The organism is Mesorhizobium sp. WSM2561 (genome assembly GCF_000513915.1).
Lineage (GTDB): Bacteria > Pseudomonadota > Alphaproteobacteria > Rhizobiales > Rhizobiaceae > Mesorhizobium > Mesorhizobium muleiense.
The window spans coordinates 199971-223239 of record NZ_AZUX01000004.1; the positions used below are offsets into that span (position 1 = coordinate 199971).

Annotated in this window: 20 protein-coding genes and 2 pseudogenes; 8 read left to right on the forward strand and 14 right to left on the reverse strand. The window is 63.1% G+C overall.

Annotation, left to right across the window (positions count from 1 at the left end):
• Nucleotides 1-13 precede the first annotated feature (13 nt).
• From M727_RS0107505 to gcvA (M727_RS0107520), 4 genes are all read right to left on the reverse strand, one after another.
• Nucleotides 14-1318: an ABC transporter substrate-binding protein gene (locus M727_RS0107505; RefSeq protein ID WP_027152159.1), complete on the reverse strand. Its 1305-nt coding sequence runs from the start codon at nucleotides 1316-1318 to the stop codon at nucleotides 14-16.
• A 169-nt stretch (nucleotides 1319-1487) separates the two neighbouring features.
• Nucleotides 1488-2981 carry a hypothetical protein gene (locus M727_RS0107510; protein WP_036261718.1) on the reverse strand — a complete coding sequence of 498 codons (1494 nt, stop codon included), beginning with the start codon at nucleotides 2979-2981 and terminating at the stop codon, nucleotides 1488-1490.
• Nucleotides 2982-3152: 171 nt separating this feature from the next.
• Nucleotides 3153-4460, reverse strand: coding sequence for a nicotinate phosphoribosyltransferase (pncB, locus tag M727_RS0107515; protein ID WP_027152161.1), 1308 nt, complete (start codon nucleotides 4458-4460; stop codon nucleotides 3153-3155).
• Nucleotides 4461-4679: 219 nt separating this feature from the next.
• Nucleotides 4680-5654 carry a transcriptional regulator GcvA gene (gene gcvA, locus M727_RS0107520; RefSeq protein ID WP_027152162.1) on the reverse strand — a complete coding sequence of 325 codons (975 nt, stop codon included), beginning with the start codon at nucleotides 5652-5654 and terminating at the stop codon, nucleotides 4680-4682.
• 228 nt (nucleotides 5655-5882) lie between these two features.
• Here gcvA (M727_RS0107520) and speB point away from each other — a divergent pair, with 228 nt between their 5' ends.
• From speB to M727_RS42950, 5 genes are all read left to right on the forward strand, one after another.
• Entirely contained in the window at nucleotides 5883-6944 is a 1062-nt protein-coding gene (gene speB, locus M727_RS0107525; RefSeq protein ID WP_027152163.1) for an agmatinase, read from the forward strand.
• An 87-nt stretch (nucleotides 6945-7031) separates the two neighbouring features.
• Entirely contained in the window at nucleotides 7032-7829 is a 798-nt protein-coding gene (locus M727_RS0107530; RefSeq protein ID WP_027152164.1) for a transporter substrate-binding domain-containing protein, read from the forward strand.
• Nucleotides 7830-7850: 21 nt separating this feature from the next.
• A complete protein-coding gene (locus tag M727_RS0107535) occupies nucleotides 7851-8519 on the forward strand; it encodes an amino acid ABC transporter permease (RefSeq protein WP_023801531.1) in 669 nt (222 codons plus the stop codon).
• A complete protein-coding gene (locus M727_RS0107540; protein WP_027152165.1) occupies nucleotides 8516-9163 on the forward strand; it encodes an amino acid ABC transporter permease in 648 nt (215 codons plus the stop codon). Before M727_RS0107535 ends, M727_RS0107540 begins: the two co-directional genes overlap by 4 nt.
• A gap of 111 nt (nucleotides 9164-9274) precedes the next feature.
• Nucleotides 9275-9640: a hypothetical protein gene (locus M727_RS42950; protein ID WP_027152166.1), complete on the forward strand. Its 366-nt coding sequence runs from the start codon at nucleotides 9275-9277 to the stop codon at nucleotides 9638-9640.
• A gap of 35 nt (nucleotides 9641-9675) precedes the next feature.
• On the opposite strand, the gene M727_RS0107550 is transcribed toward M727_RS42950, so the two are convergent.
• Nucleotides 9676-11079: an MATE family efflux transporter gene (locus M727_RS0107550; RefSeq protein WP_027152167.1), complete on the reverse strand. Its 1404-nt coding sequence runs from the start codon at nucleotides 11077-11079 to the stop codon at nucleotides 9676-9678.
• Nucleotides 11080-11304: 225 nt separating this feature from the next.
• Between M727_RS0107550 and M727_RS39770 the strand changes: the two are divergent.
• Nucleotides 11305-12230, forward strand: a pseudogene (locus M727_RS39770) (DUF1194 domain-containing protein).
• A 216-nt stretch (nucleotides 12231-12446) separates the two neighbouring features.
• A complete protein-coding gene (locus M727_RS0107560) occupies nucleotides 12447-13025 on the forward strand; it encodes a histidine phosphatase family protein (RefSeq protein ID WP_027152168.1) in 579 nt (192 codons plus the stop codon).
• Between the two features lie 19 nt (nucleotides 13026-13044).
• Here M727_RS0107560 and M727_RS0107565 read toward each other — a convergent pair whose 3' ends face one another.
• The 9 genes and pseudogenes from M727_RS0107565 to gcvA (M727_RS36000) all read right to left on the reverse strand — a co-directional run bounded on the left by M727_RS0107565 (nucleotide 13045) and on the right by gcvA (M727_RS36000) (nucleotide 22960).
• On the reverse strand, nucleotides 13045-14631 hold the full coding sequence (locus M727_RS0107565) for an FGGY-family carbohydrate kinase (protein WP_027152169.1): 1587 nt from the start codon (nucleotides 14629-14631) through the stop codon (nucleotides 13045-13047).
• Entirely contained in the window at nucleotides 14628-15311 is a 684-nt protein-coding gene (locus M727_RS0107570; RefSeq protein ID WP_027152170.1) for an HAD-IA family hydrolase, read from the reverse strand. The genes M727_RS0107565 and M727_RS0107570 overlap by 4 nt, the downstream gene beginning before the upstream one ends.
• Before the next feature lie 40 nt (nucleotides 15312-15351).
• Nucleotides 15352-16830, reverse strand: coding sequence for a mannitol dehydrogenase family protein (locus tag M727_RS0107575; protein WP_027152171.1), 1479 nt, complete (start codon nucleotides 16828-16830; stop codon nucleotides 15352-15354).
• Between the two features lie 70 nt (nucleotides 16831-16900).
• Nucleotides 16901-17671: an L-iditol 2-dehydrogenase gene (locus M727_RS0107580; RefSeq protein WP_027152172.1), complete on the reverse strand. Its 771-nt coding sequence runs from the start codon at nucleotides 17669-17671 to the stop codon at nucleotides 16901-16903.
• Entirely contained in the window at nucleotides 17668-18672 is a 1005-nt protein-coding gene (locus M727_RS0107585) for an ABC transporter ATP-binding protein (RefSeq protein ID WP_023801522.1), read from the reverse strand. Before M727_RS0107585 ends, M727_RS0107580 begins: the two co-directional genes overlap by 4 nt.
• 50 nt (nucleotides 18673-18722) lie before the next feature.
• Nucleotides 18723-19547 (reverse strand): carbohydrate ABC transporter permease, encoded by an 825-nt coding sequence (locus M727_RS0107590; RefSeq protein WP_023801521.1) that lies wholly within the window; start codon nucleotides 19545-19547, stop codon nucleotides 18723-18725.
• Nucleotides 19548-19558: 11 nt separating this feature from the next.
• Nucleotides 19559-20431 carry a sugar ABC transporter permease gene (locus M727_RS0107595; protein WP_027152173.1) on the reverse strand — a complete coding sequence of 291 codons (873 nt, stop codon included), beginning with the start codon at nucleotides 20429-20431 and terminating at the stop codon, nucleotides 19559-19561.
• 121 nt (nucleotides 20432-20552) lie between these two features.
• Entirely contained in the window at nucleotides 20553-21863 is a 1311-nt protein-coding gene (locus M727_RS0107600; protein ID WP_027152174.1) for a sugar ABC transporter substrate-binding protein, read from the reverse strand.
• Between the two features lie 190 nt (nucleotides 21864-22053).
• A pseudogene (gene gcvA / locus M727_RS36000) lies at nucleotides 22054-22960 on the reverse strand (transcriptional regulator GcvA).
• Nucleotides 22961-23069: 109 nt separating this feature from the next.
• On the opposite strand from gcvA (M727_RS36000), the gene M727_RS0107610 reads away from it, so the two are divergent.
• Nucleotides 23070-23255, forward strand: a complete 186-nt coding sequence (locus M727_RS0107610; RefSeq protein WP_027152175.1) for a hypothetical protein — start codon at nucleotides 23070-23072, stop codon at nucleotides 23253-23255.
• Nucleotides 23256-23269 lie beyond the last annotated feature (14 nt).

The following is a 23269-nucleotide window of genomic DNA, read 5'->3' on the forward strand; positions in this document are numbered from 1 at the left end:
GCGGGGTGCAAGCTCACAGCGGCTGCGTCGTGTAATCCCCTTCCGGCTCGTAGAGGCCGTCCTCGATCTTGGTCTTGTGGACGACGTTCAGCCGGCCGCCTTCGACCTTTGAGATGTTCTGGATGCCAAAACACTGGTGGATCTTGCCGTTGAAGGTCTTCGGCCCTTGCGGATGCTCGGGGCCCTCGGCGAACTCGGTCAAGGCCTCGGTCGCCTCGACCAGCTTGGCACGGTCTTCCGGGCCCTTGTAGCCGGCGTCCTCCATCGCCTTCTTGACGACATAGAGCGTTTCCCAGCAGCCGAACATGTGCGCGGCGGTGGAGACGTCCTTCGGATCGCCGACGGCGGCGCCATTGTCGTCGATGCCGACAGCGGCGCGATAGGCCTTCTGCGCAGCGGAATCATCTGGCTGCGCGTAACGCGGCGAGCCTTCCCAGAAATGGCTGCCGTCGAGGAATTCGAGGCCGGGGCTGTTGATGTCGGTGGCTTCGAGCGAATCGATGAAGCCGAACAGCTGCGGCCGGCTGGAGCCGTAGAATTCGCCGAGTTCCTTGACGAAGGTGAGTACCGCCGGGCCGACCATGACGTGGTAGATCACCTCGGTTTCGGCCGGGATCTGCGGAAAGTATTTGGTGAAGGACGATTCCGTCGGCGGGATGGCGATCTGGGCGATGACCTCGGCGCCCTGCGCCTTCAGCGCCGGCGGCAGGTAGTCGCGATGGTCGTAGCCGAAGGCAAAATCGGGGAAAATCTGCGTCACCTTCTTGCCGGCATTCGCCGCGATCCACGGCGCCATCGCCTGGATCTGGCTCTTCACGTCGGTGATGCCGGGCTGGAAGACGTAGCGGTTGAGCTTGGTCGAGGCGACGTGGTGGCCTTCACTGACGACAAAATAGGGTATCTTGGCCTCGCCGGCGGCCGGCGCCGAGCCGATGACGACATGCGAAAACAGCGTGCCGTAGACGATGTCGGTCTTGTGCTGGGTGGCGAACTTGCCGACCACTTCGGCGCCGCGGCCGGGATCGGTGCCGTCATCCTCGATGATCACCTCGACCGGCCGGCCGTTGATGCCGCCGGCTTCGTTGATCGCCTTGACCGCGGCTGCGGTGGTCCGCTCGTACCAGCGGCCATAGGCGGCGCCGATGCCGGTGCGGTGGCACTGGAAGCCTATCTTTATCGGAGCCGAGCTTTGCGCCTGGCTGTAACGCACGAACCCAGGCGCGACGGCGAGACCGGCGCCCGCGGCCAACCCCTTCAGCGCAGTGCGGCGGGTGAGACCGGTCTTGGAGAGATCGAAAAACCCATTCTTGTCAGTCACGGCAGTTCCCCTTGTTTTTGAGTTTTGACCAATGGCTGTAGCGAGACGGGCCACTCCTGGTAAGAGCGCCGAAATTGCATGTGTACAAACTAAATCACCAAAGCCCTGATGTGGCAAGCAGGCTTTCCCCAGGGGGGTTCAATCGACGCCGTCGAAGCGGGGTTTTGTCTCACCCGACCGAAGGCGTGGCAAGCAGCCACAGGCCGAAGACCGTATAGGCGATCATCAGTACGGTGAGCGGAAACTGGCTGAGCGCGGCGCCGGCGGGACGCGGGTGCAATCGCCAGGCGAGGCCATGCGCGACGAGCACGGCGAGCATGTGGCCAATGATGATGACACCGGCCTGAAAATTCCACAGCCACCATGCCGAGCCGGCGCCGGCGGCCGCGCCGGCTTCGATCCGCATGTCGGCGGTGCCGAACAGGTTCCAGCCCAGCGCGAACGGGTCGGAAAGCGCAGCCATGGCGTATTGGCCGTCGACGAGCAGCGCCGTCAGATAGTGCGCAACATGATAGGCGAGCGCGATCGGCACGATCGACCAGACCAGCAGCCCTGCGGCCTGACTGAGGGAATGCGGGCTGCCGGCAAGATGCTGGCCAAGGACAATGGCAATGATGAACGCGGCTGCAAGCAAGACGAACGTCAAAACGAGCCCGAAGCTGCCGATGCCGATCACCGCCGTGCGGCCCGGGACTTCCAGCGGATTGATGCCGAACAGGCCGAGCCAGAAGAAGGTTTTCGACAGGCCGTCGAACGACACCGACGACAGTGCCAGCAGCAGGAAAGCAATGCCGCTGAGCGACAGCGGCGCGGCATTGCTGAGCTTGGCGCCCGGCCAGCACAGACTGAGCCGACCGCCTTCTTTGCGCTCGACTTCATTGCGCCCGCCTTCATTGCGCTTGCCTTCATTGCGCTCAAGGAGGGCGAATCGCGCCACCATGGCGAGGAAGACGGTCAGGAACTCACCGCGCCGGGTCCAGTCGCGGTAGCCGAACACCAGCATGGCGGCAAAACTCAGCAACCAATAAAGGCCGGCGGCCCAGGCGAGCCGCGCCGGGTCGTCGGGCGCCGGGTCGATCAACTCGAACCAGGCGAAGGCGAAGAACAGCGCGAAAGCCGGCCAGCAGCCGAGCCACGCAGGCGGTCGCCATGTCTTGCGATTGCCGAACAGGCGGGAAATGACACGCCAGGGCCCGTACCAGGGGTTGAGCCATGACCAGAGATTGCCGAACAGCCCCTGCAGCAGAACCAGGCCAACCCAGAGCAGCGTCCAGATCGCCAGCGGCAGCGGGTTGGAGAGCGGATCACGGCTGCCGAACAGGCCGGCCGCAACCAGAATTGCAAAGCCGGCAAAGGATATCAAGCTGACGACCGCCCGCGCGCCGTCGCCGAATGCAAAAAGCGGCAGGCGCCGCCGCCAGAAGCGGGCAGGAAAGTCTGGCGGCAGCAGCGCCAGGACAAGGAAACTGGCGGCGACCGCGAGCGCGCCGCCGGCGACGTAGTAGCCGGTGGGCAGAAGCAGGACGTGGCCGCGATCGGAGGCATGGGCGAAGGCGGGGGTGGGTGATGCGAAACACAGGGCTGCAAGCAATAGAGCCAGCGAAAGACGACAGCGCTCTACGGCGCCCCCCTCTGTCCTGCCCTCTTTGCCAAAACTTGGCATCTCCCCCACTTGGGGGGAGATCGCCTGGCCGCACGGCCGGCGCCTTCCATGCGACGTTGGAGATTGGCGAAGGTGTAGATGACGGCCAATCTCCCCCCTCGTGGGGGAGATGTCCGGCAGGACAGAGGGGGGCGCGAAGGAACTCGAATTATCCAAGAGTTCCCTCACACCTCACACCTTGACCAATTGCTCCACGCGGTCTTTCTCGCCAAATATGCGTAAATAGCGCTCGATCATCTCTTTTTCGTCGCCCGTGGCTTTGGCGGGATTGTCGGAGAGCTTGACCGCCGGGCGGCCATTGGCTTCGGTGACCTTGCAGACCAGTGAGATGGCGTCGAGCCGGTTGGTATCGGTCGGCGCGCAGCCCTCGAAATCATTGGTCAGGTTGGTGCCCCAGCCGAAGGACATGCGCACCTTGCCGTGGAAATGGCGGTAGGTTTCCTCGATGGTCTCGACCTCGAGCCCGTCGGAGAAGATCAGCAGCTTCTGTCTGGGGTCCTTGCCCTTTCCGCGCCACCAGGAAAGGATCTTTTCGCCGCCTTCGATCGGCGGCGCGCTGTCGGGGCGAAAACCGGTCCAGTCGGCGATCCAGTCCGGCGCGTCACGCAGGAACGCCGCGGTGCCGAAGGTGTCCGGCAGCACGATCAGCAGATTGCCGCCATAGTAGCGCTGCCAGTCCTGCAGCACCTTGTAGGGCGACTGCTTCATTTCCTTTTCCGAATTGGCGAGCGCGGCGAACACCATTGGCAGTTCATGCGCGTTGGTGCCGAGCGCCTCGAGGTCGTTGTCCATGGCCAAAAGCACGTTGGAGGTGCCGGTGAAAGCCTCGCCGATGCCTTCCTTCAGCGCTTCGACGCACCAGCGCTGCCACAGGAAGGAATGGCGGCGGCGGGTGCCGAAATCCGAAATGCGGATATCCGGCAGCGCTTTCAGCCGCTCGGTTTTGGCCCACATCTTGGCCTTGGCGCGAGCATAGAGCACGTCGAGCGCAAAGGGCCCGAACGCCCGCATGGCGGCGCGAGATCGAAGTTCATTGATAATGGCCAGCGCCGGGATCTCCCAGAGTGTTGTGTACATCCACGGACCGCTGAACGTGAGCTCGTACTGGCCATCGCGCTTGGAAAGCTCGTATTCCGGCAACTGGAAATTCTCGAGCCAGGCGAGGAATTCCGGTTCAAAAATCTGCTTGCGGCCATAGAAGGTGTTGCCGCCAAGCCAGATCATCTCTTTCTTGGAGAAGCGCAAGGTGCGGGCATGGTCGAGCTGATCGCGCAATTCTGCCTCGTCGATCTCCTCGGCCAGGCGAACCGAGGTGGTGCGGTTGATCAGCGAGAAGGTGGTGTCGATCTTGGGATACATGCCCCAGATCATCTGCAGCATCAGCAGCTTGTAGAAATCGGTGTCGAGCAGGCTGCGGACAATCGGGTCGAGCTTCCAGGTGTGGTTGTAGACGCGCCGCGCTATATCGGTCTTGGTCATGTCTCGATGCCGCCTTCGCTGCTCGCCCTAGCTTTTTATTTAGCGCAATTTCCTAGGGAAAGCGCTATGCGCTTTTCCCGGGAAAACCGCTGCGCACTTTTCCTGGAATTGCTCCAAATGCCTCTTAGCATTGAATTTTTGAATGCGCCTCCCGCTTTGCGGGCTGGTCCGACAAAAAGAAACCGCTGCGGCAAGCGCGCTGCTTCGGCTGCAGCAACTTCAGGACGCGGTCTTGGCGCCGATCACCCTCAGCGCCGGACGCTTCCTGCGGATGCCGATGCGGCCCGCCACCGGCGCATCGGCGCGGCCGTCGGCCTGCTCCTTTTCGGCAAACAGCCAGTCGATGAACAGCTGCACGATCGGTGCCGACCTCATCTCGTTGCGGCAGACGACGTAGAAATCGTCGACCGCCGGCACCGACAGGCTGAACGGCGCGACCAGCAGTCCCCTGGCAAGCAGTCCGCTTGCCGTCACCGTATCGCCCAGCGCCACGCCATGGCCGTGGACCGCAGCCTCGCTCGCCATGCGCGCGTCGCCGAGATGGTGGCGGCGGCCGCGCTCCAGATCCAGCGCATCGGCGGCGGCCAGCCAGGTGTGCCATTCGCGGCCGTCGTCGCCGTGCAGGAAGACGTGATCGGCAAGGTCGCGCACGGTGCGGATCGGACGGTTGTTGATCAGCGTCGGGCTGACCACCGGGAACAGTTCGAGGCCCGACCATTTGCGCATCCAGCAATCGGTCCAGCTGCCATCGCCATAATGCACGCAGATATCGATATGCGGCGCGCGGACGTCCTTGGCATCATTCGACGGGATCAGCGTCAGCCTGATATCGGGATACTGCGAGGTGAAGCTGCCGAGCCGCGGGATCATCCACAGCAGCAGCAGTGCCGGCACGCAGGAGACCGACAGGGCGCCGGTGCTCGCCGGCCTTGTCATGCGCTGCGTGGCGGCGGCGATGCCTTCGAAGGCGGTCGACACCGCCGGCAGCAATTCGGCGCCGTGCGGCGTCAGCTTCACCCGCTGACCGGCGCGCTCGAACAGCTTGACGCCCAGCGACTGTTCGAGCGCCTTGATCTGATGGCTGACGGCGCCGTGGGTGACGTTGAGCTCAGCCGCCGCCTTGGTCAGCGAGGCATGGCGCGCCGTCGCCTCGAAGGCCCGCAATGGATTCAGGGGAGGCAGACGCTTGGCCATCGGAGCCTCAAAGGAGCACGATCCCCAGAAGTGGGACCCCGTTTTCGGATAAGATCGTGCTCGACATTAATGTGAGATTTTCTCACAGCAAAGACCCTAACAATATCAATTGATTTTTCAATGCAGCTGCAAGACACTTTGGCGCGTACAGCATCAAGACGTGAAATCCGCAGGCAGCCGGCGCGACCGTCATTGATGGCCGCTCTGCACCAGCCATGGAGGACCGACATGGGTTATGATCGCGGCAAGCTCGAGGCGTTGAGCCGCAAATACGGCGAAAGCCATGGCGGCGAGATGTTCGACCCAAAATTCCGCCGCGTCGCCGACAAGATTTTTTCCAAGAGCGGCACGCGGCTGGCGCCCTATTCCGGCATCCCGACCTTCCTCAGCGCGCCTTACCGGGAAATAGCCGCCGACAATCCTGATTTCGGCGATCTGCAGGTGGCGATGATCGGCGTGCCGATGGACCTTGGCGTGACCAACCGGCCGGGCGCCCGCTTCGGGCCAAGGGCGCTACGCGCAATCGAGCGCATCGGTCCCTACAACCACGTGCTGGAATGCGCGCCGACACACGAACTGAAGGTGGCCGACATCGGCGACGTGCCGTTCCAGAGCCGCTACCGGCTGGAGACCAGCCATGACGACATCGAGCGCCGGACGAACCAGATCGTCGACGCCGGCGTCATTCCGCTTTCGGTCGGCGGCGATCACTCGATCAGCCACCCGATCCTGAAGGCTGTCGGCAAAAAGGCGCCGGTCGGCATGATCCACATCGACGCCCATTGCGACACCAGCGGCCTGTTCGACATGACCAAGTTCCACCATGGCGGGCCGTTCCGCAACGCGGTGCTGGACGGGGTGCTGGACCCGTCGCGCACCATCCAGATCGGCATCCGCGGCTCGGCCGAATATCTGTGGGAGTTCACCTACGAATCCGGGATGACCGTCGTGCATGCCGAAGAGGTTACCGGCCTCGGCATCCCAGCCATCATCGCGAAGGCGCGCCAGATCGTTGGCGACGGCCCGACCTATGTGTCCTTCGACATCGACAGCATCGACCCGGCCTTCGCGCCCGGCACCGGCACGCCGGAAGTCGGCGGGCTGACGACGCGGGAAGTGCTTGAACTCTTGCGCGGCCTGAAGGGCCTCAACATCGTCGGCGGCGACGTCGTCGAGGTGGCGCCGCAGTATGACGCGACCACCAACACCGCCCATGCCGGCGCGCAGGTGCTGTTCGAGATCCTCAGCCTGATGGTGTTCAGCCCGGCGCTCTCAGGCAAGCGAGCCTGACGCATCAGGCAAGAACTTCCAAGGCGAGCGCCGCGCTGGAGCCGGCGGCCGCATTCAAACAAAACAGCTTCCAGCAGGGGAACGACAATGGCACTTCACATGAAATCATCCATCGCCGCCGTGCTGATGCTCGCCGGCCTCGGTCTTGCCACCCAGGCCGCCAATGCCGACGCGCTCGACGACATCACTAAGGCCGGCGCGATCAATGTCGGCATTTTCTCCGACTTTCCGCCCTTCTCCTCGGCCAGTGCCGATATGAGCATCAAGGGCTATGACATCGACGTGGCGCAGTTCATCGCCGACCAGCTCAAGGTCAAGCTCAACTTGGTCAGCGTGACCGGGCAGAACCGCATCCCGTATCTTACCGACAAGCGCGTCGATATCCTGATGAGCGTCGGCTACTCCAAGGAGCGCGAGCAGGTGATCGATTTCGCCGCCGCCTACGCGCCCTATTATATCGCCGTCATCGGCCCGGCCGCGCTCAAGGTCGAAGGCAAGGACGATCTCGCCGACAAGTCGATCGCCGTCAACCGCGGCACGCTGGAAGATACGTCACTGACCGAGGCAGCACCCGCCTCGGCCGACATCCGCCGTTTCGACAACTATAATTCCGTCATCCAGGCCTTCATCTCGGGTCAGACCCAGCTGATGGTCGTCGGCAACGATGTCGGCGCCCAGGTGCTCGCCCGCCAGGAGGCACTGAAGCCGGAGCAGAAGTTCCAGCTTCTCACCTCGCCGTCACATATCGGCCTCAACAAGAACGAGGACCGCCTGAAGCAGGCGGTCAACGACGCGGTCGCCAAGATGCTGGCCGACGGCAAGCTGGACGAAAGCTCGAAAGCCTGGCTCAAAACACCGCTCAATCCCGACAACCTCAAGGATTGATCTCCGGGGTAAGGACCTATCATGGGCTACAGCCTCGACTTCGGCTGGCTTGCCGATGCGACAGGTGCGATCGCGCGCGGGGCGGCCATGACGATCCTTTTGATCGCCGTGACCACGCTCGCGGGAACGTTCCTCAGCATCCTCGGCGCAGCAGGGCGGCGAAACGGCCCCTTGCTGCTCAAGCGGGCAATCGGCGTCTATGTCGAAATTATCAGAAACACGCCGTTCCTTGTGCAGCTGTTCTTCATCTTCTTCGGGTTGCCCAGCATCGGCGTGAGGCTCGATCCGCTGCTGGCCGCCATGCTGGCAATGACGCTCAACATGGCGGCCTACACGATCGAGATCGTCGGCGCCGGGCTCGACGCGGTGCCGCGCGGGCAGACGGAAGCAGCCCTTGCGCTTGGGCTCAGGCTGCGTCAGGTCTTCGTCAAGATCGTGCTGCCGCAAGCGCTCAAGGTGATCTTTCCGGCGCTGACCAGCCAGATCATCATCATGATGCTGGAGTCCGCCGTGGTGTCGCAGATCGCGGTGCGCGAACTGACCTACGAGGCCGACATGCTGCAGGCGCGCACCTTCCGTGCTTTCGAGACCTATTTCGTGGTGACGATGGTCTATCTCGTCCTGTCGATGGGGCTGCGCCGGCTGCTGGTCAGCGGCGGCCGCCGCGCTCTGGGAGCCGGCGTGTCATGATCGAATTTACCTTCTGGGATATCGTCCGCAACCTTCTGCTCGCCGCGCGCTGGACGGTGCTTCTGTCACTGGCGGCCTTCGTCGGCGGCGGCGTGGTCGGCATGCTCGTGCTGTTCTTCCGGATCGCCAAGAATAAATGGGCGCGGCGCCTGGCCTCGGGCTACATCGCGCTTTTCCAGGGCACGCCGCTGCTCATGCAGCTCTTCCTGATGTTCTTCGGCCTGCCGATGCTGGGCTTGCGCATCGAGCCGTGGACCGCTGCAGCGCTTGGCCTGACCTTCTTCGCCAGCGCCTATCTCGCCGAGATCTGGCGCGGCGGCGTCGATGCGCTGCCGCGCGGCCAGTGGGACGCCGGCGCCAGCCTCGGCCTTCACTATCTGCAGGAACTCAGGCTGATCATCCTGCCGCAAGCGTTTTCGATCACCCGCGCCCCGACCGTCGGTTTCCTGGTGCAGCTGATCAAGTCGACCGCGCTGACCTCGATCATCGGTTTCGAGGAACTGGTCAGGACATCCAACGCCATCAACAATGCGACCTTCGAGCCGTTCACCGTCTATGGGCTGGTCGCCTTGATCTTCTTCGTCATGTGCTTCCCGCTGACGCAATATGCACGCTCGCTTGAACGACGGGCGACTTCAAACTAGCAAGCCGCCTCTGCGCTTGGCGTTCGAACGCCTTCTTCGCTTCTTCGGAGCTATCTCCTTGTTGGAAGAAGAGTTCTGTGTACTCTCGCAATGCTTAATCAAGGGCTTGGGATGAGAATTGCAATGTTGGTCGCGTTGGCCGCGACAGTGGCTGGATGCGCGACCTCTCCGGTCGACTATGGAGCGTCGCTTTCGAATCAAGACCGGAAATGGGCGTCGCCGGAATGCCAGCAAGCCCGCATGGAGGCTTCGGACTACGACGCTCGGGAAAAAAAGCAGCCAGGCTGGGGAACCGGCGTCTTTCTTGGCCCGTACGGATTAGGGCTCGCAGCAGCCATCAAGGAGCACCAGCAGAAGCAACGAAAATTGTTCGCACGCGCGGTGCACTTGCGGTGCTCAAGCCTTCCACTGCCAAAGGAGTTGCAAAGCGACTTAAGCCCACAGGCCGCGCGTGCAAATCAGACGAAATATCCATAGACGTCACGACCCTCCTCGTGACGAAGCCGCTTTCATCAATGCCCAAAGGAGAGCGGCGGCGCGATCCGATCGCGCCGCAGCCAGCGCGCCAGGAGCAGCGCCGCGACCACCGCCAGCCCCAACGACAGGCCGATCCAGATGCCGACGCCGTCGAGCCCGGAATGGAAGGCAAGCAGCACGCCGAGCGGCAGGCCGATGCCCCAATAGCCGATCGCTGCATAGATCATCGGAACCTGGGTGTCGTGCAGGCCACGCAGCATGCCGGCGGCCACGGCCTGGGCGCCATCGAAAATCTGGAACAGCGCGGCAAAGGCCAGGAACGACACGGCAAGCCCGATCACAGTGGCATTGGCCGGGTCGCCGAGATCGATGAAGGCGCTGATCAGCAGTTGCGGCCACAGGATCATCACCAGCCCCATCAGCGCCATGAACGAGACGCCAATGACAAAGGCGGTCCAGCCGGCGCGGGAAACACCTTCCGGATTGCCGGCGCCATGGGCGAGCCCGACACGCACAGTCGCCGCCTGGTTGAGGCCGAGCGGCACCATGAAGCTGATCGAGGCGATCTGGATGGCGATGGCATGCGCCGCGAGCGAGGCGGCGTCGATCAGGCCCATGAGAAGGGCCGCCGCGTTGAAGATCGTCACCTCGAAGGCAAGCAGGCCGGCGATCGGCAGGCCGAGCTGCAGCAGGCCCTTGAAGCGCGGCCAGTCGGCCCGCCAGAAGCGCCCGAACAGCTGATAGCGGCGAAACTTCGGCTCAAGCATCACCACCGCCGCCATGCCGGCGAACATCAGCATGCTGGACAGCGTGGTGGCGAGGCCGGAGCCGGCAATGCCCATCGACGGAGCGCCGAGATTGCCGAACATGAACACCCAGTTGAAGAAGACATTGCAGGCGACGGCAACGAAGACGATGACCAGCGCCCAACCCGGCCGCTCCAGCGCCGAGATGAACGAGCGCAGGACGATATAGCCATAGAACGGCAGCACCGCCCATTCGAGCCAGCGCAGGTAGATGCCGGCCTGATGCGCCAGCGCCGGTTCCTGGCCCATGGCCAGCAACACGGCCTCGCCGTACCAGAGAAATATCCAGATCGGGATTGAGATGAGGATCGCCAGCCACAGGCCCTGCCGCACGGTGCGGCGCAGATCGCGCACGGAGTGGCGACGGCGGCCGAGTTCCGTGGCGATCATCGGCGAGGTCGCCAGCATCAGGCCGAGCCCGAAGATCAGCGGCATGAAATAGAGGTTGGCGCCGAGCGCGCCGCTGGCCAGCGTGTCCGGACCCAGCCGCCCCATCATCATGACATCGGTGGCGGTCATCGCCGTCTGGCCGAGATTGGTGAGCACCATCGGCCAGGCGAGCGCCAGCGTCGCCCTGATTTCCTGACGCCAAAGATTTTCCGGCGCGCGCGCGCCGGCTTCGATCGCAGACATTTTTTCGCCTATCCGATTGCGGCGCGTCGGCAAACACCGGAAGCCGCGTCTCAGCGCGGAAATGGCCTGATCGGCCCGGATTCCGCATCAACGGCACGGCTTGTTCACGATATTGGCAGCTATGGCAAGAGGCTGACTCAAGGAAGAGTTGAGCCAGCAAATGTGGACGGCGCTGTGCCCTGTCATTCAAATGGACGATGACAGTGCTTGCCTGGAGAAGCGAGAATGTCGGGTTCATCAAGAATTTCGCGGCTAGTGCATATCGCCCAAAAGCGTGCCCCGGGGCTTGACCCTAAGGTGTGCAGCGGTCTTGGGACAACAGCATGCACAAAAACAAAGACTTCAGGCGCGTCGCATGAATCGGTTCAAACGCGACGCGCCTTAAGCGGGAACGAGGAAACGCCCTATGTCTCATGCAACGCTGCGGAGCCTCCGCAGCCTCGTTTCCGGCGTTTGCTTGCTTGCCGCCACTGTCCTCTTCCCTGGCGCGAGGGCCTGGGCAAACGATGTCGACGCGGCGATCGTCTTTGCGGTCGACAAGTCCGCCTCAATGAACATCGAGCATGCGACTCTGCAGCGACAGGGCATGTCGGCGCACTCCGTTCGAAAGAGGTGGCGTACGCCATCGCCGGCGGGCTGGTCGGATGTATTGCCATCACTTACATCCAATGGTCGAGCGTTGGACGCCTCCAGACGGTGCTGCCGTGGACGACAATATGCGACAGTGGGCAGGCTGCGGCCGCGGCCTCAACCATCGACAGGGCGGGCGACACGGGTCAAGGGCGCAGCTCTCGCGGAAGAACGTCTCTTTCCTTCGCGATCGACGTAAGCGGCCAATTGCTCGACAGGTTTCCAGGAACTGCAAGAAAGAACATCATCGATGTCTCCTCGAATGGAACCAACAATGACGGGTTACCAGTGACGGAAAGCCGCCGGCGAGCGGTTACATCATCAATGCAATCGCAGTGGAGCGAACTGAGCCTGGCGTTACCACCGACCTTCCCGGCTACTTCAGGGAGAATGTCATCGGCGGGGCAGGATCATTCGTCATCGCTCCCGCATCACCCGCCGACTATTCGGTCGCCATTCGCAGAAAGCTCGTTCTGGAGATCAGCAGCGCTGCTCCAAGGAATGATCGCACGACCCGGTAGCAGATCCCGCTGTCTCTTCTCTGGATATCTCTGGATCATCCGCCTCCGCCGGCGCATTTCGAAAAGTTGCGATGATCGTCGCCGACCCTCGTGAGATCCGGTCGCGCCGCTTGCAATACCGTCGGAAGCAGCGACTGTAGAAGTCGATGAGGTCTGCTCTTCAGGCGGTTTCTAGCCGGGCAGGCTGTATACCCAGTGTCTCGAAAGGGCATGCGGATGGGCGCGTTTCCCGAAATCCATCTGGTTCGGCATGGCGAGACGGAATGGAGCGCGTCGGGAAAGCACACCGGCCTGACCGACATACCGTTGACGCCAGCCGGCGAGGCGGCCGCCGGGCGGGTCGCTGAGCGGTTGCAGGGGCTTTCGTTCCAGGCAGTCTGGTCGAGCCCGTCGCAGCGCGCCTTCAAGACCTGCGCGCTTGCCGGCTTCGGTTCGGCCGGCATGAAGAAGGCCGATCTGGCGGAATGGGATTACGGCGCTTACGAGGGACTGACCACGAAGCAGATCCTCATCGAGCGTCCCGGCTGGCGTCTGTTTCGCGACGGCTGCCCTGACGGCGAGGCGGCAGAGGATGTCGGCGCAAGGGCCGATCGGATCGTCAATGAATTGCGCGAGGTCAACGGCAATGTCCTGGTGTTCTCAAGCTCGCATTTCCTGCGGGTGCTGACGGCGCGCTGGCTCGGCCTGCCGCCGCAAGATGGCGCGCTCTTCGTGCTGGATACCGCCAGCACAAGCGTGCTCGGTTATGAGCACGACCTTGGCGAGCCAATTATCCGGCGCTGGAACCAGAGGTAGCGGTACAAGCCATTCGAGCCTACCTGATCGCGTCCAGCGCCTGCCGCTGCCGGTGCATCTCCAAAAACACGCGGTAGTCGCGGTCGAACCGGCCGGCGGTCGCCGAATTGGGCTCTCGCGTCTTGCCGCCTTGCTGCATGGCGACGCAGGCGGCGTTCAAATCGGGAAAAAGCCCGGCGGCAGTGGCGGCGATCATGCCGGTACCGAGCAGCACCGCCTCATCGGCCAGCGGCTCGACCACCGTGCAGCCGGTAGCGTCGGCATAAAGCTCCATCAACAGCGGGTTCTTGGTGTGACCGCCGGTGACATGCAGCGTGTCGATCAGATAGCCGTTCTCGTTCAGCGCTTCCAGCACATGCCGCACGCCGAGCGCAATGCTGACGGCGGTGCGCCAATACAGCTTGCACAGGCTGTCGAAGGAGGAATCCAGCGTCAGGCCGCTGATGACGCCGACGGCATGCGGGTCGGCGAGCGGCGAGCGGTTGCCATGGAAATCCGGCAGCACATGCAGCCTTCCGGCCAGATTTTCGCCCTCTATGGCGCGCAACTCGACAACGCGTCGGGCAATCCTGGCGTGCATGGCGGCGTCCGGCTCGCCGCCGGCGCCGTGCCAGCGGATGATGTGATCGAGCAGCGCGCCAGTGGCCGATTGGCCGCCTTCCGACAGCCAAAGCCGGGGAAGCGCCGCGCCGCAATACGGGCCCCAGACCCCGGCAAAGGGTTGTGGGTCGGGCGACATCGCCATGACGCAGCTCGAAGTGCCGGCGATCAGCGCCAGATGCCGGCCGATGTTGGTTTCATCGCCGGCGAAGCCGCCGAGCACGCCGAGCGCGCCGGCATAGGCGTCGATGACGCCGGCGCCGACCCGGCATTGTTCGGTCAGGCCAAGCTCGGCTGCGGCTTGCGCGCTCAGCCGGCCGATATCGGCGCCCACCGGGCTGGCCTTGTCAGGCAGATTGCCATGCTCGAAAAGATCGCCGAGCCCGACGGCTTTGAAGAAGTCGCGCCGCCAGCCGGTCTCTTCATGCGCCAGATAGGTCCATTTGGCGGTCAGCGTGCATTGCGAGCGGGCAAGCGAACCTGTTGCCTTCCAACTGAGAAAGTCGGCGAGGTCGAATAGATAGCCGGCTTCGTTCCATGTTGCGGGCAGGTTGCGCTTCAGCCACATCAGCTTCGGCGTCTCCATTTCAGGCGACATGACGCCGCCGATATAGTCGAGCACGGCGTGGCCGCTTTCGGTGCATTCATCGGCCTCGGCAATGGCGCGGTGATCGAGCCAGACTATGGTGTCCCAGCGCCTTTCGCCTGTCACCGAGACACTGAGCTGGCCACCATCCTTGCCCCGCACCACCAGCGAGCAGGTGGCGTCGAAGGAGATGCCGACGATGTCCTGCGCTGCCACGCCGGCTTTTTCATTGGCCGCGCGCACCGCAATGCAGACCGCCGACCAGATATCCTGCGAATCGTGCTCGGCGTGATCGGCCTTCGGCCGGTTCATGACGATCGGGTGCTCGGCGCGGCCGAGCAAGGTGCCTCCGGTGTCGAGAATGCCCGCACGGGCGCTCCCGGTGCCGACATCGACCGCGCAAACGAAACTGTTCGTCAAGATGTTCTTACTCTCGCTCCCAGGCCTGCAATCAGATCGGGCAGTTGCAGCATGTCGGCGAATATAAAGTCCGGTTCACTCGACGCAAGCCGCGCTTTCAGTGCCAGGTTGCCGGCATGCGAGCCGCCGGTGAAGGCGAGGACGCGCATTCCCGCCGCCCGTGCCGCCGCGACGCCGACGGGGCTGTCCTCGACGACGACGCAATTTTGCGGGATCGCTCCCATTTTGGCGGCTGCGTGGAGAAAAAGGTCCGGCGCCGGCTTGCCCCGCGCCACCATGGCGGCGCTGAACAGATGCGGCTCGAGCAGCCCGAGCAGCCCGGTGACGTCGAGCGCATAGCGGATGCGATCCAGCGTGCCGGAGGAAGCAACGCAGCATGGCACGGTAAGCTTCGGAAGAACCTGGCCGATGCCGGGGATCGGCTTCAGCTCGTCGCGAAATTTGCGCATCAGCCCGACGCGCATCTCGCTCAGATGCAGGTCGGTGATATCAAGTCCGAAGTCGCGACCGAGGATTTCGCGAACGCTTTTCATGCTTTTGCCGAGGAAATGCTCATAGGCGGCATCCTCGCTGACACTGCCGCCGGCAAGCGTGATCATGCTAAGCAGCGCCGAAACGGACAGCCCCTCGCTGTCGACCAGCACGCCGTCGCAGTCGAAAATGACCAGGTCAGGCGTCATTGCAGGGCCCTCATCGGCGGGGACATGCATTGAGCCGATCTTAGAGGTTGCCGGCGAGGTAGCGCGTCAGCGTCGTACGTGCGCCATCGGCCCAGAGCGCCTCGAGCGCCTTGGCAAAGGCTTCAACGAACGGCGTCGAGCGGGCGACCTCGCCATAGATGTCCTCCATGGCCAGCCAGGCGGCAGGCGCAGCCTTTGCCGCCCTGGCGGTCGTCTGCAGCCGGTCCCAGCTTGGATCATTGGGCTCGATGACGGCGCCGCTATCGGTCGTGCCGAAGCAGTAGCGGCACCAGAGCGCCGATTCCAGCGCCAGGCCGGCGACGCCCTTGCCGGCCTTCAGCCGGTCGGCGATGGTCGGGATGATGAATTTCGGCTGCCGGTTGGAGCCGTCGAGGCAAAGCCTGCGGATGGTGTCGCCGATCTTCGGATTGGAGAAGCGGTGCTCGATGAGCTGGTAATAATCCTCCAGCACGGTACCCGGCACCGGCGGCACCGTCGGGATGATCTCGTCGTGCTCCAGTTTTTCGAGAAAACCGCGCACCAGCGGCTCCTGCATCGCCTCGTCGACGAAATGGATGTCCATCAGCCCGGCCGGATAGGCGATGGTCGCATGGCCGCCATTGAGGATGCGGATCTTCATCAGCTCGTAGGGTGCGACATCGCTGACGAACTGCACGCCGACCTTTTCCAGCGGCGGGCGGCCGTCGGTGAAATGGTCCTCCAGCACCCATTGCCTGAACGGCTCGCAAAATACCGGCCAATTGTCGTCGAGCCCGAACTCGCTCGACAGAATGCCGCGCTCGCGGTCGGTGGTGGCCGGCGTGATGCGGTCGACCATGCCGTTGGGAAAGGCGACGTTCTCGCTCACCCAGGTCGCCAGTTTCTCGTCGATCAGCCGCGCGAGCCCGATGACGCCATCGGCGGTGACATGGCCGTTGTGGGGGATGTTGTCGCAGGACATGATCGTGAAGGGCACGATGCCGTCGTCGCGGCGGCGCAACAGCCCGGCAAGAATGATGCCGAACACGGTCTTCGGCATTGCTCCCGGCTCAGCATCGGCGACGATGTCGGGATGGGTCGGGTTGAACACGCCGGACGCCGGATCGATGAAATAGCCGCCCTCTGTTATGGTCAGCGAAACGATCCTTATCGCCGGGTCGGCAAGCCGCTCTATGATCGCGACCGCGTCGCCCGGCATCAGGAAGTCGATCATAACACCGGTGACGCGGGCGCTCATGTGGCCAGAATCCTGCTCGACCACGGTGGTCAACCAGTCCTGTTCCTGCAACTTGCCGCGGCCGACCTTTTCGCCCTCAAAAACGCCGGCGCCGACAATTGCCCAGTCGTGGCCGACGCCCGCATTGAACAGGTCGTCGAGATAGACGGCCTGATGCGAGCGATGGAAGTTGCCGACGCCGAAATGCACGATGCCGGCTTTGAGTGCCGCGCGATTATAGTTCGGGCCGGCGACCTCAGGCGGAAGCTTGGCGAGGATGGAAGAAGAGAGTTTCACGGTCATCTGCTTTACCCTTTAGCGGGACGGCTCTTCCCCCCGTGGAGGAGACGGGGAGAAGAGCGCCTTCGCCCCCTCAACTCATCCACTGGCCGCCATCGACATTGTAGGTCTGGGCGACGATGTATTCGGCGTCGTCGCTGGCCAGGAACACCGCCATGCCGGTGAGGTCTTGCGCCGTGCCCATGCGGCCATAGGGCACGGCCTCGCCGACCAGCCGCTTCTTTTCGCCCTTCGGCCGGTTTTCGTGTTTGGCGAACAGGGCATCGACATGGTCCCAGTGCTCGCCGTCGACGACGCCGGGCGCGATGGCGTTGACGTTGATGCGGTGCTTGATCAGGTCGAGGCCGGCCGACTGGGTGAGCGAGATGACGGCTGCCTTGGTGGCGCAATAGACGGCAACCAGCGCCTCGCCGCGGCGGCCGGCCTGGCTCGCCATGTTGATGATCTTGCCGCCCCGGCCTGCCGCGATCATCGAGCGGGCGGCTGCCTGCAGCATGAACAGCGTGCCGGCGACATTGACGGAAAACAGCCTGTCGTAGCTCGCCTTGCGGATCTCGACGATCGGCGCCAGGTCGAACAAAGCGGCGTTATTGACCAGGATGTCCAGGCCGCCGGCCCTTGTCTCGACCGCTTTGACCGCCGCCTTGATCGAAGCGAGATCGGTGACGTCCAGTTTCACGGCGTAAGCCTTGCCACCGATCTCCGAAGCGGCTTTTTCCGCGGCTTCGAGGTTGATGTCGCCGATGGCGACGGTGGCGCCCTCGCGAACATAGGCTTCGGCGAACGCTCGGCCGATGCCGCGCGCCGATCCGGTGATCAGCGCCGATTTACCCTCGAGCCTCATTGCAACATCGCCTTTCCGTCGGCGCCGAAGCGGTGCAGCTTGGTCTGGTCCGGCGTCAGATAGATCGTGTCGCCGTGATGGGCGGCCAGTTCGCCGTCGGCGCGCACCGTCAGCGGCCCGACACCGTCGGCCTGAACGTGCAGAAACGTGTCGGAGCCGAGATGCTCGGCAACACCGACCGTGGCTTTCCATTCGCCTGAAGTCGTCGAGATGTTCATATGCTCGGGACGGATGCCGACGGTCTTGGCGCCATGTTTGGCCGCCGGCGCGCCTTCGATCAGGTTCATCCTGGGCGAACCGATGAAGCCGGCGACGAACAGGTTCTTCGGCGTCTTGTAGAGCTCCATCGGCGAGCCGACCTGTTCGATGTTGCCGGCGTTGAGCACGACGATCTTGTCGGCCATGGTCATCGCCTCGACCTGGTCGTGGGTGACGTAGATCATCGTCGTCTTGAGCTGATGATGCAGTTCGCTGATCTCCAGCCGCATGGTGCCGCGCAGTGCTGCGTCGAGGTTGGACAGAGGTTCGTCGAACAGGAAGGCCGATGGCTGGCGCACGATGGCGCGGCCGATGGCGACGCGCTGGCGCTGACCGCCGGAGAGCTGGCCGGGTCGGCGATCGAGATAGTTGGTGAGGTTCAGGATGCGCGCCGCGTCCTTGACCTTCCGATCGATGGTGGCCTGGTCCTCGCCCGCCATCTTCAGCGGGAAGGCGATGTTCTTGGCCACCGTCATATGCGGGTAGAGCGCATAGGACTGGAACACCATGGCCAGCTTGCGCTTGGCCGGCGCCTCGCCGGTGACGTCGCGGCCGTCGATGTTGATGGTGCCGGCGGTGGTGTCCTCCAGCCCGGCGATCAGCCGCAGCAGCGTGGACTTGCCGCAGCCCGACGGGCCGACGAAGACGACGAACTCGCCGTTCTCGATGGCCAGGTCGATGCCCGGAATGATGACCGTCGACCCAAACGACTTGGAGACGTGCTTGAGCGTGATATTTCCCATGGTTTCCTCCCCGAGGGGTTATTGTCCGTCGTTCATCGCTTGCGGCGGTGTTACTTCACGGCGCCAAAGGTCAGGCCGCGCACCAGCTGCTTCTGGCTGAACCAGCCCATGATCAGGATCGGTGCGATCGCCAGTGTCGAAGCCGCCGACAGCTTGGCCCAGAACAACCCTTGAGGGCTGGAGAAGGAACTGATGAAGGCGGTGAGAGGGGCGGCCTCGGTGGTGGTCAACCGGATCGTCCAGAACGCCTCGTTCCATGCCAGGATGATGTTGAGCAGCATCGTCGAAGCGATGCCCGGCACCGCCATCGGCGTCAGCACATAGACGATCTCGTTCCAGAGCGATGCGCCGTCCATGCGCGCCGCTTCCAAGATCTCGCCGGGAATCTCGCGAAAATAGGTGTAGAGCATCCACACCACGATCGGCAGGTTGATCAGCATCAGCATGATCATCAGGCCGATGCGGCTGTCGAGCAATCCGGTATCGCGGAAGATCAGGTAGATCGGGAACAGCACGGCAACCGCCGGCATCATCTTGGTGGAAAGCATCCACATCAGGATGTCCTTTGTCCACTTGCCCGGCGAGAACGCCATCGACCAGGCCGCCGGTATGGCGACGAGCAAAGCCAGGATGGTCGAGCCGACCGACAGGAACACCGAGTTGAGGAAGAACTTGAAGTAGCCGCTCTGCGCCTCGACCGCGGTGTAGCTCTCCGTGGTTCCCGACGGGAACAGGTTGAAGCCCTGGATGGCCTCCTGCTCCGATTTGAACGAGGTGATGATCGTATAGAGGATCGGGAAGAAGATCAGCAGGGCGACGATCCAGGCGGCCGCGGTCGCGATCGTCTTGTGCTGGGTGCTGACTGCACGTGCCATCGTTTCCTCCCTTATCTGTCCAGGTTCTTGCCGACCGCGCGCATGGCGAAGAAGGCGACGATATTGGCTAAAATGACGGCAATGATACCGCCGGCGGAGGCCTGGCCGATTTTGAACTCCAGCAACGCCTTCTGATAGACGAGGAAGGGCAGGTTGGTGGAGGCGTAACCCGGGCCGCCATTGGTGGTGACGAGGATCTCGGCATAGACCGACAGAAGGAAGATCGTCTGGATCAGGATGACGACGGTGATGGCGCGCGACATATGCGGCAGCGTCAGATAGATGAAGCGGCTGACAAAACCGGCGCCGTCCATCTCGGCGGCTTCCTTCTGCTCGCCGTCGAGCGATTGCAGGGACGTCAAGAGGATCAATGTCGCAAACGGCAGCCATTGCCAGGCGACGATGATGATGATCGCCAGCATTGGATATTGGCCAAACCAGTCGATCGGCAGCCCGCCGAAGAAGCGCGCAATGTCGGCAAAGACGCCGTATTGCGGATGCATGATCATGTTCTTCCACACCAGCGCGGCGACCGGCGGCATAACGAAGAACGGAGAGATGACGAGGATGCGGACGATGCCCTGTCCCCACATCGGCTGATCGATCAGCAGCGCCAGCAGGATGCCGCCGATCACCGTGATCAAAAGCACGCTGGCCACGAGGATTAGCGTGTTGAGGATCGACTGCAGGAATGCCGGATTGGAATAGAAAAGCGCGTAATTCGAGAAGCCGACGAAGCCGTCGCGGATCGGGTTGAGCGGATTGTACTGCTGGAAGGAGAACCACAGGGTGAATGCCAGCGGCACGATCATCCAGACGAACAGCAGCACCACGGATGGCGCCATCATGAAGCGGGCAAGCGAACGGGTCTGCTGAGTAGCCATGACGGTCACCCTTCAAAGGTCAGCCAAATTTTTCAGTGTTGTGAAGGTGGCCGCCCGAACTGGGATTCGGGCGGCCCCTGCCGGTTAAGATGGGCAACCGGCGTTCGGCACCGGGAGGAGCCTACTGGATATAACCGCCCTCGGTCATCGTTGCGGTGGCAGCGTCCTGGGCCTGCTTCAAGGCGTCGTCGACGCTGGTCTGGCCGGCGAGTGCCGCCGAGAACAGCTGGCCGACGGTGGTGCCAAGGCCCTGGAACTCGGGGATGGCAACGAACTGGACACCGACATAGGGCACCGGCTTGACGGTCGGATGCGTCGGATCGGCGGCGTTGATCGAGTCCAGCGTCATCTTGGCGAACGGCGCCGCCTTCTGGTACTCGGGGTTGGCGTAGAGCGAGGTGCGCGTTCCCGGCGGAACATTGGCCCAGCCTTCCTTCGATGCGACGAGCTCGAGATAGGCCTTGCTGGTTGCCCAGGATACGAATTTTTGGGCGGCGTCAGCCTTTTGCGTGCCGGCGGGAATGGCCAGCGACCACGCCCACAGCCAGTTGCCGCGCTTGCCCAGGCCATTGTCGGGCGCCAGCGCATAACCGACCTTGTCGGCGACCGTGGAGTTCTTCGGGTCGGAGACGAAGGAGGCAGCGACGGTGGCGTCTATCCACATGCCGCACTTGCCCTGCTGGAACAGCGCCAGGTTTTCGTTGAAGCCGTTCGAAGATGCGCCCTCCGGGCCATTGGCCTTCATCAGGTCGACATAGAACTGCAGCGTGTTCTTCCACTCGGGCTGGTCGAACTGCGGCTTCCAGTTCTCATCGAACCAGCGTGCGCCGAAGGAGTTCGACATGGCGGTCAGGAAGGCCATGTTCTCGCCCCAGCCGGCCTTGCCGCGCAGGCAGACGCCGTTCACGCCATTGGCGCGATCGGTCATCTTCTCGGCGGCCTGCTTGACGAAGTCCCAGGTCGGCGCGTCGGGCATGGTCAGCCCGGCCTTCTCCATCAGGTCCTTGCGGTACATGACGAACGAGCTTTCGCCATAGAACGGTGCTGCATAAAGCGTGCCATCGACCGACAGGCCACCGGCAATGGCCGGGATGATGTCCTTGACGTCATAGTCGTCGCCGAGCTTGTCGAGCGGCAGCAGCCAGCTCTGCTTGGCCCAGATCGGAACTTCGTAAGTGCCGATGGTCATCACGTCGTACTGGCCGCCCTTGGTGGCGATGTCGGTGGTGACGCGCTCGCGCAGCACGTTCTCCTCGAGCGTGACCCACTGGAGCTGGATATCGGGGTTCTTGGCGGTGAAATCGTCGGTCAGCGTCTGCATGCGGACCATATCGCCATTGTTGACGGTGGCGATGGTGATGGATTCGGCATGCGCGGCGAACGCGAGGGTGCTGGCCGACAACAGACCCAGGGTGAGCGTGCGAAGTTTCATCAAATTCCTCCCATAGACCAAGCTGAGCATTTGCTTTGGCTGTGAGCAATTACTCACCTCGCGTGATTTATGTCAAGCCGGATTCGTTGCTGCAGTGCAGCACGCAGCCTCGTGCGGGATCTTGCTCCGGAGGATTAGGGCGCGCGAAAATGCCGAATTTCGGTGCCCGCTTGACCGGATGGATTATCAACTATTGGCCGGCAATCTCAGCCAGGATCCATTCGCGAAAAGCGCGGATCTTCGGCACGTTGCGCCGCGCCTGGGGATAGACCAGCCAATAGGCGTGGCCGTCGTCGCCAACCAAATTGAAAGGCTGGATCAGGCGGCCATCGGCAAGCTCGGCCTTGAAAAGAGCGGCCGTCACGATCGCCACGCCCTGCCCGGCGATCGCGGCGTTTGCCTCATAGGCCTGCGCCCCCATGCTGGAGCCGGGGCGCTTGGCCAGTTCCTCGACCGGCAGGCCGGCGGCGATAAACCAGTCCCGCCACCAGATGTCGCCGGGGTCGAGGATCGGCAGGCGCAACAGATCGGCCGGCTCCTTCACCCCGCCGATGGTCGCCGCGAGTTTCGGGCTCAGCATCGGCGTGAAGTCCGCATTGAAAAGCTTGTGCACCTCCACGCCCGGCCAGTTTCCGCCGCCCGAACTGATGGCGATGTCGATGTCCTCGCGGGCGAAATCGACGAGGCGGTTCGATGTATCGAGACACCGCCAGCGACGGATGCGCGACCTGGAACGAACCGAGATGCTGCGCCAGCCAGTTCGAGGCAAAGGTCAGCAGCGTCGAGACACAAAGTACGCCGTCGGCGCCGCTGCGCGCCGCGGCATAGGCTCCACCCAACAAGGCGAACGCCTCGCTGACCGCAGGCGCCAGGCGTTGCCCCGCCTCGGTCAGCACGATCTGCCTTGGCCGGCGCAGGAACAACGGCGCACCGACGCGCTCTTCCAGAAGCTTGATCTGATAGCTCGCCGCCGCCTGCGTCATGCCAAGCTCGCCGGCGGCCTTGGTGAAGGAAAGATGCCGCGCCACCGCCTCGAACACCCGGATCGCCTGAAGCGGAGGGAGTTGTGAGACCTGCCGTGACTTGAGTTCAGGCATAAGCCCTCCTTATGGGCCGTGATCGACTTTGATTGGCAGCAAGGGCCGAGCCGGCCGATATTTGAGGTCGACGATCACTCTCGTCTAGAGATAACGAAGGCTGATGATCATGACCATTGTACAGGAAAAGCTATTTCTGACGCCAGGCCAAGGCTGGTTTTTGCGGCTGGCGCGTGGATTGGCGCGGCACGGAGCCAGGAAACGGGCCTATCTCGACATCAGGGAATTGCCGCCGCATCTGCAGCGCGACATGGGTTTTCTCGACGGCAACGATCCTTATGGCCGGCGCAAATAGCCTTGCTGGGCTTA

Excerpts from the sequence above, each read along its gene's own strand:
- M727_RS0107510 (WP_036261718.1), bottom strand. The coding sequence starts at position 2,981 with ATGCCAAGTTTTGGCAAAGAGGGCAGGACAGAGGGGGGCGCCGTAGAG.
- pncB (WP_027152161.1), bottom strand. The coding sequence starts at position 4,460 with ATGACCAAGACCGATATAGCGCGGCGCGTCTACAACCACACCTGGAAG.
- gcvA (WP_027152162.1), bottom strand. The coding sequence starts at position 5,654 with ATGGCCAAGCGTCTGCCTCCCCTGAATCCATTGCGGGCCTTCGAGGCG.
- speB (WP_027152163.1), top strand. The coding sequence starts at position 5,883 with ATGGGTTATGATCGCGGCAAGCTCGAGGCGTTGAGCCGCAAATACGGC.
- M727_RS0107530 (WP_027152164.1), top strand. The coding sequence starts at position 7,032 with ATGGCACTTCACATGAAATCATCCATCGCCGCCGTGCTGATGCTCGCC.
- M727_RS0107535 (WP_023801531.1), top strand. The coding sequence starts at position 7,851 with ATGGGCTACAGCCTCGACTTCGGCTGGCTTGCCGATGCGACAGGTGCG.
- M727_RS0107540 (WP_027152165.1), top strand. The coding sequence starts at position 8,516 with ATGATCGAATTTACCTTCTGGGATATCGTCCGCAACCTTCTGCTCGCC.
- M727_RS42950 (WP_027152166.1), top strand. The coding sequence starts at position 9,275 with ATGAGAATTGCAATGTTGGTCGCGTTGGCCGCGACAGTGGCTGGATGC.
- M727_RS0107550 (WP_027152167.1), bottom strand. The coding sequence starts at position 11,079 with ATGTCTGCGATCGAAGCCGGCGCGCGCGCGCCGGAAAATCTTTGGCGT.
- M727_RS0107560 (WP_027152168.1), top strand. The coding sequence starts at position 12,447 with ATGGGCGCGTTTCCCGAAATCCATCTGGTTCGGCATGGCGAGACGGAA.
- M727_RS0107570 (WP_027152170.1), bottom strand. The coding sequence starts at position 15,311 with ATGACGCCTGACCTGGTCATTTTCGACTGCGACGGCGTGCTGGTCGAC.
- M727_RS0107575 (WP_027152171.1), bottom strand. The coding sequence starts at position 16,830 with ATGACCGTGAAACTCTCTTCTTCCATCCTCGCCAAGCTTCCGCCTGAG.
- M727_RS0107580 (WP_027152172.1), bottom strand. The coding sequence starts at position 17,671 with ATGAGGCTCGAGGGTAAATCGGCGCTGATCACCGGATCGGCGCGCGGC.
- M727_RS0107585 (WP_023801522.1), bottom strand. The coding sequence starts at position 18,672 with ATGGGAAATATCACGCTCAAGCACGTCTCCAAGTCGTTTGGGTCGACG.
- M727_RS0107590 (WP_023801521.1), bottom strand. The coding sequence starts at position 19,547 with ATGGCACGTGCAGTCAGCACCCAGCACAAGACGATCGCGACCGCGGCC.
- M727_RS0107595 (WP_027152173.1), bottom strand. The coding sequence starts at position 20,431 with ATGGCTACTCAGCAGACCCGTTCGCTTGCCCGCTTCATGATGGCGCCA.
- M727_RS0107600 (WP_027152174.1), bottom strand. The coding sequence starts at position 21,863 with ATGAAACTTCGCACGCTCACCCTGGGTCTGTTGTCGGCCAGCACCCTC.
- M727_RS0107610 (WP_027152175.1), top strand. The coding sequence starts at position 23,070 with ATGACCATTGTACAGGAAAAGCTATTTCTGACGCCAGGCCAAGGCTGG.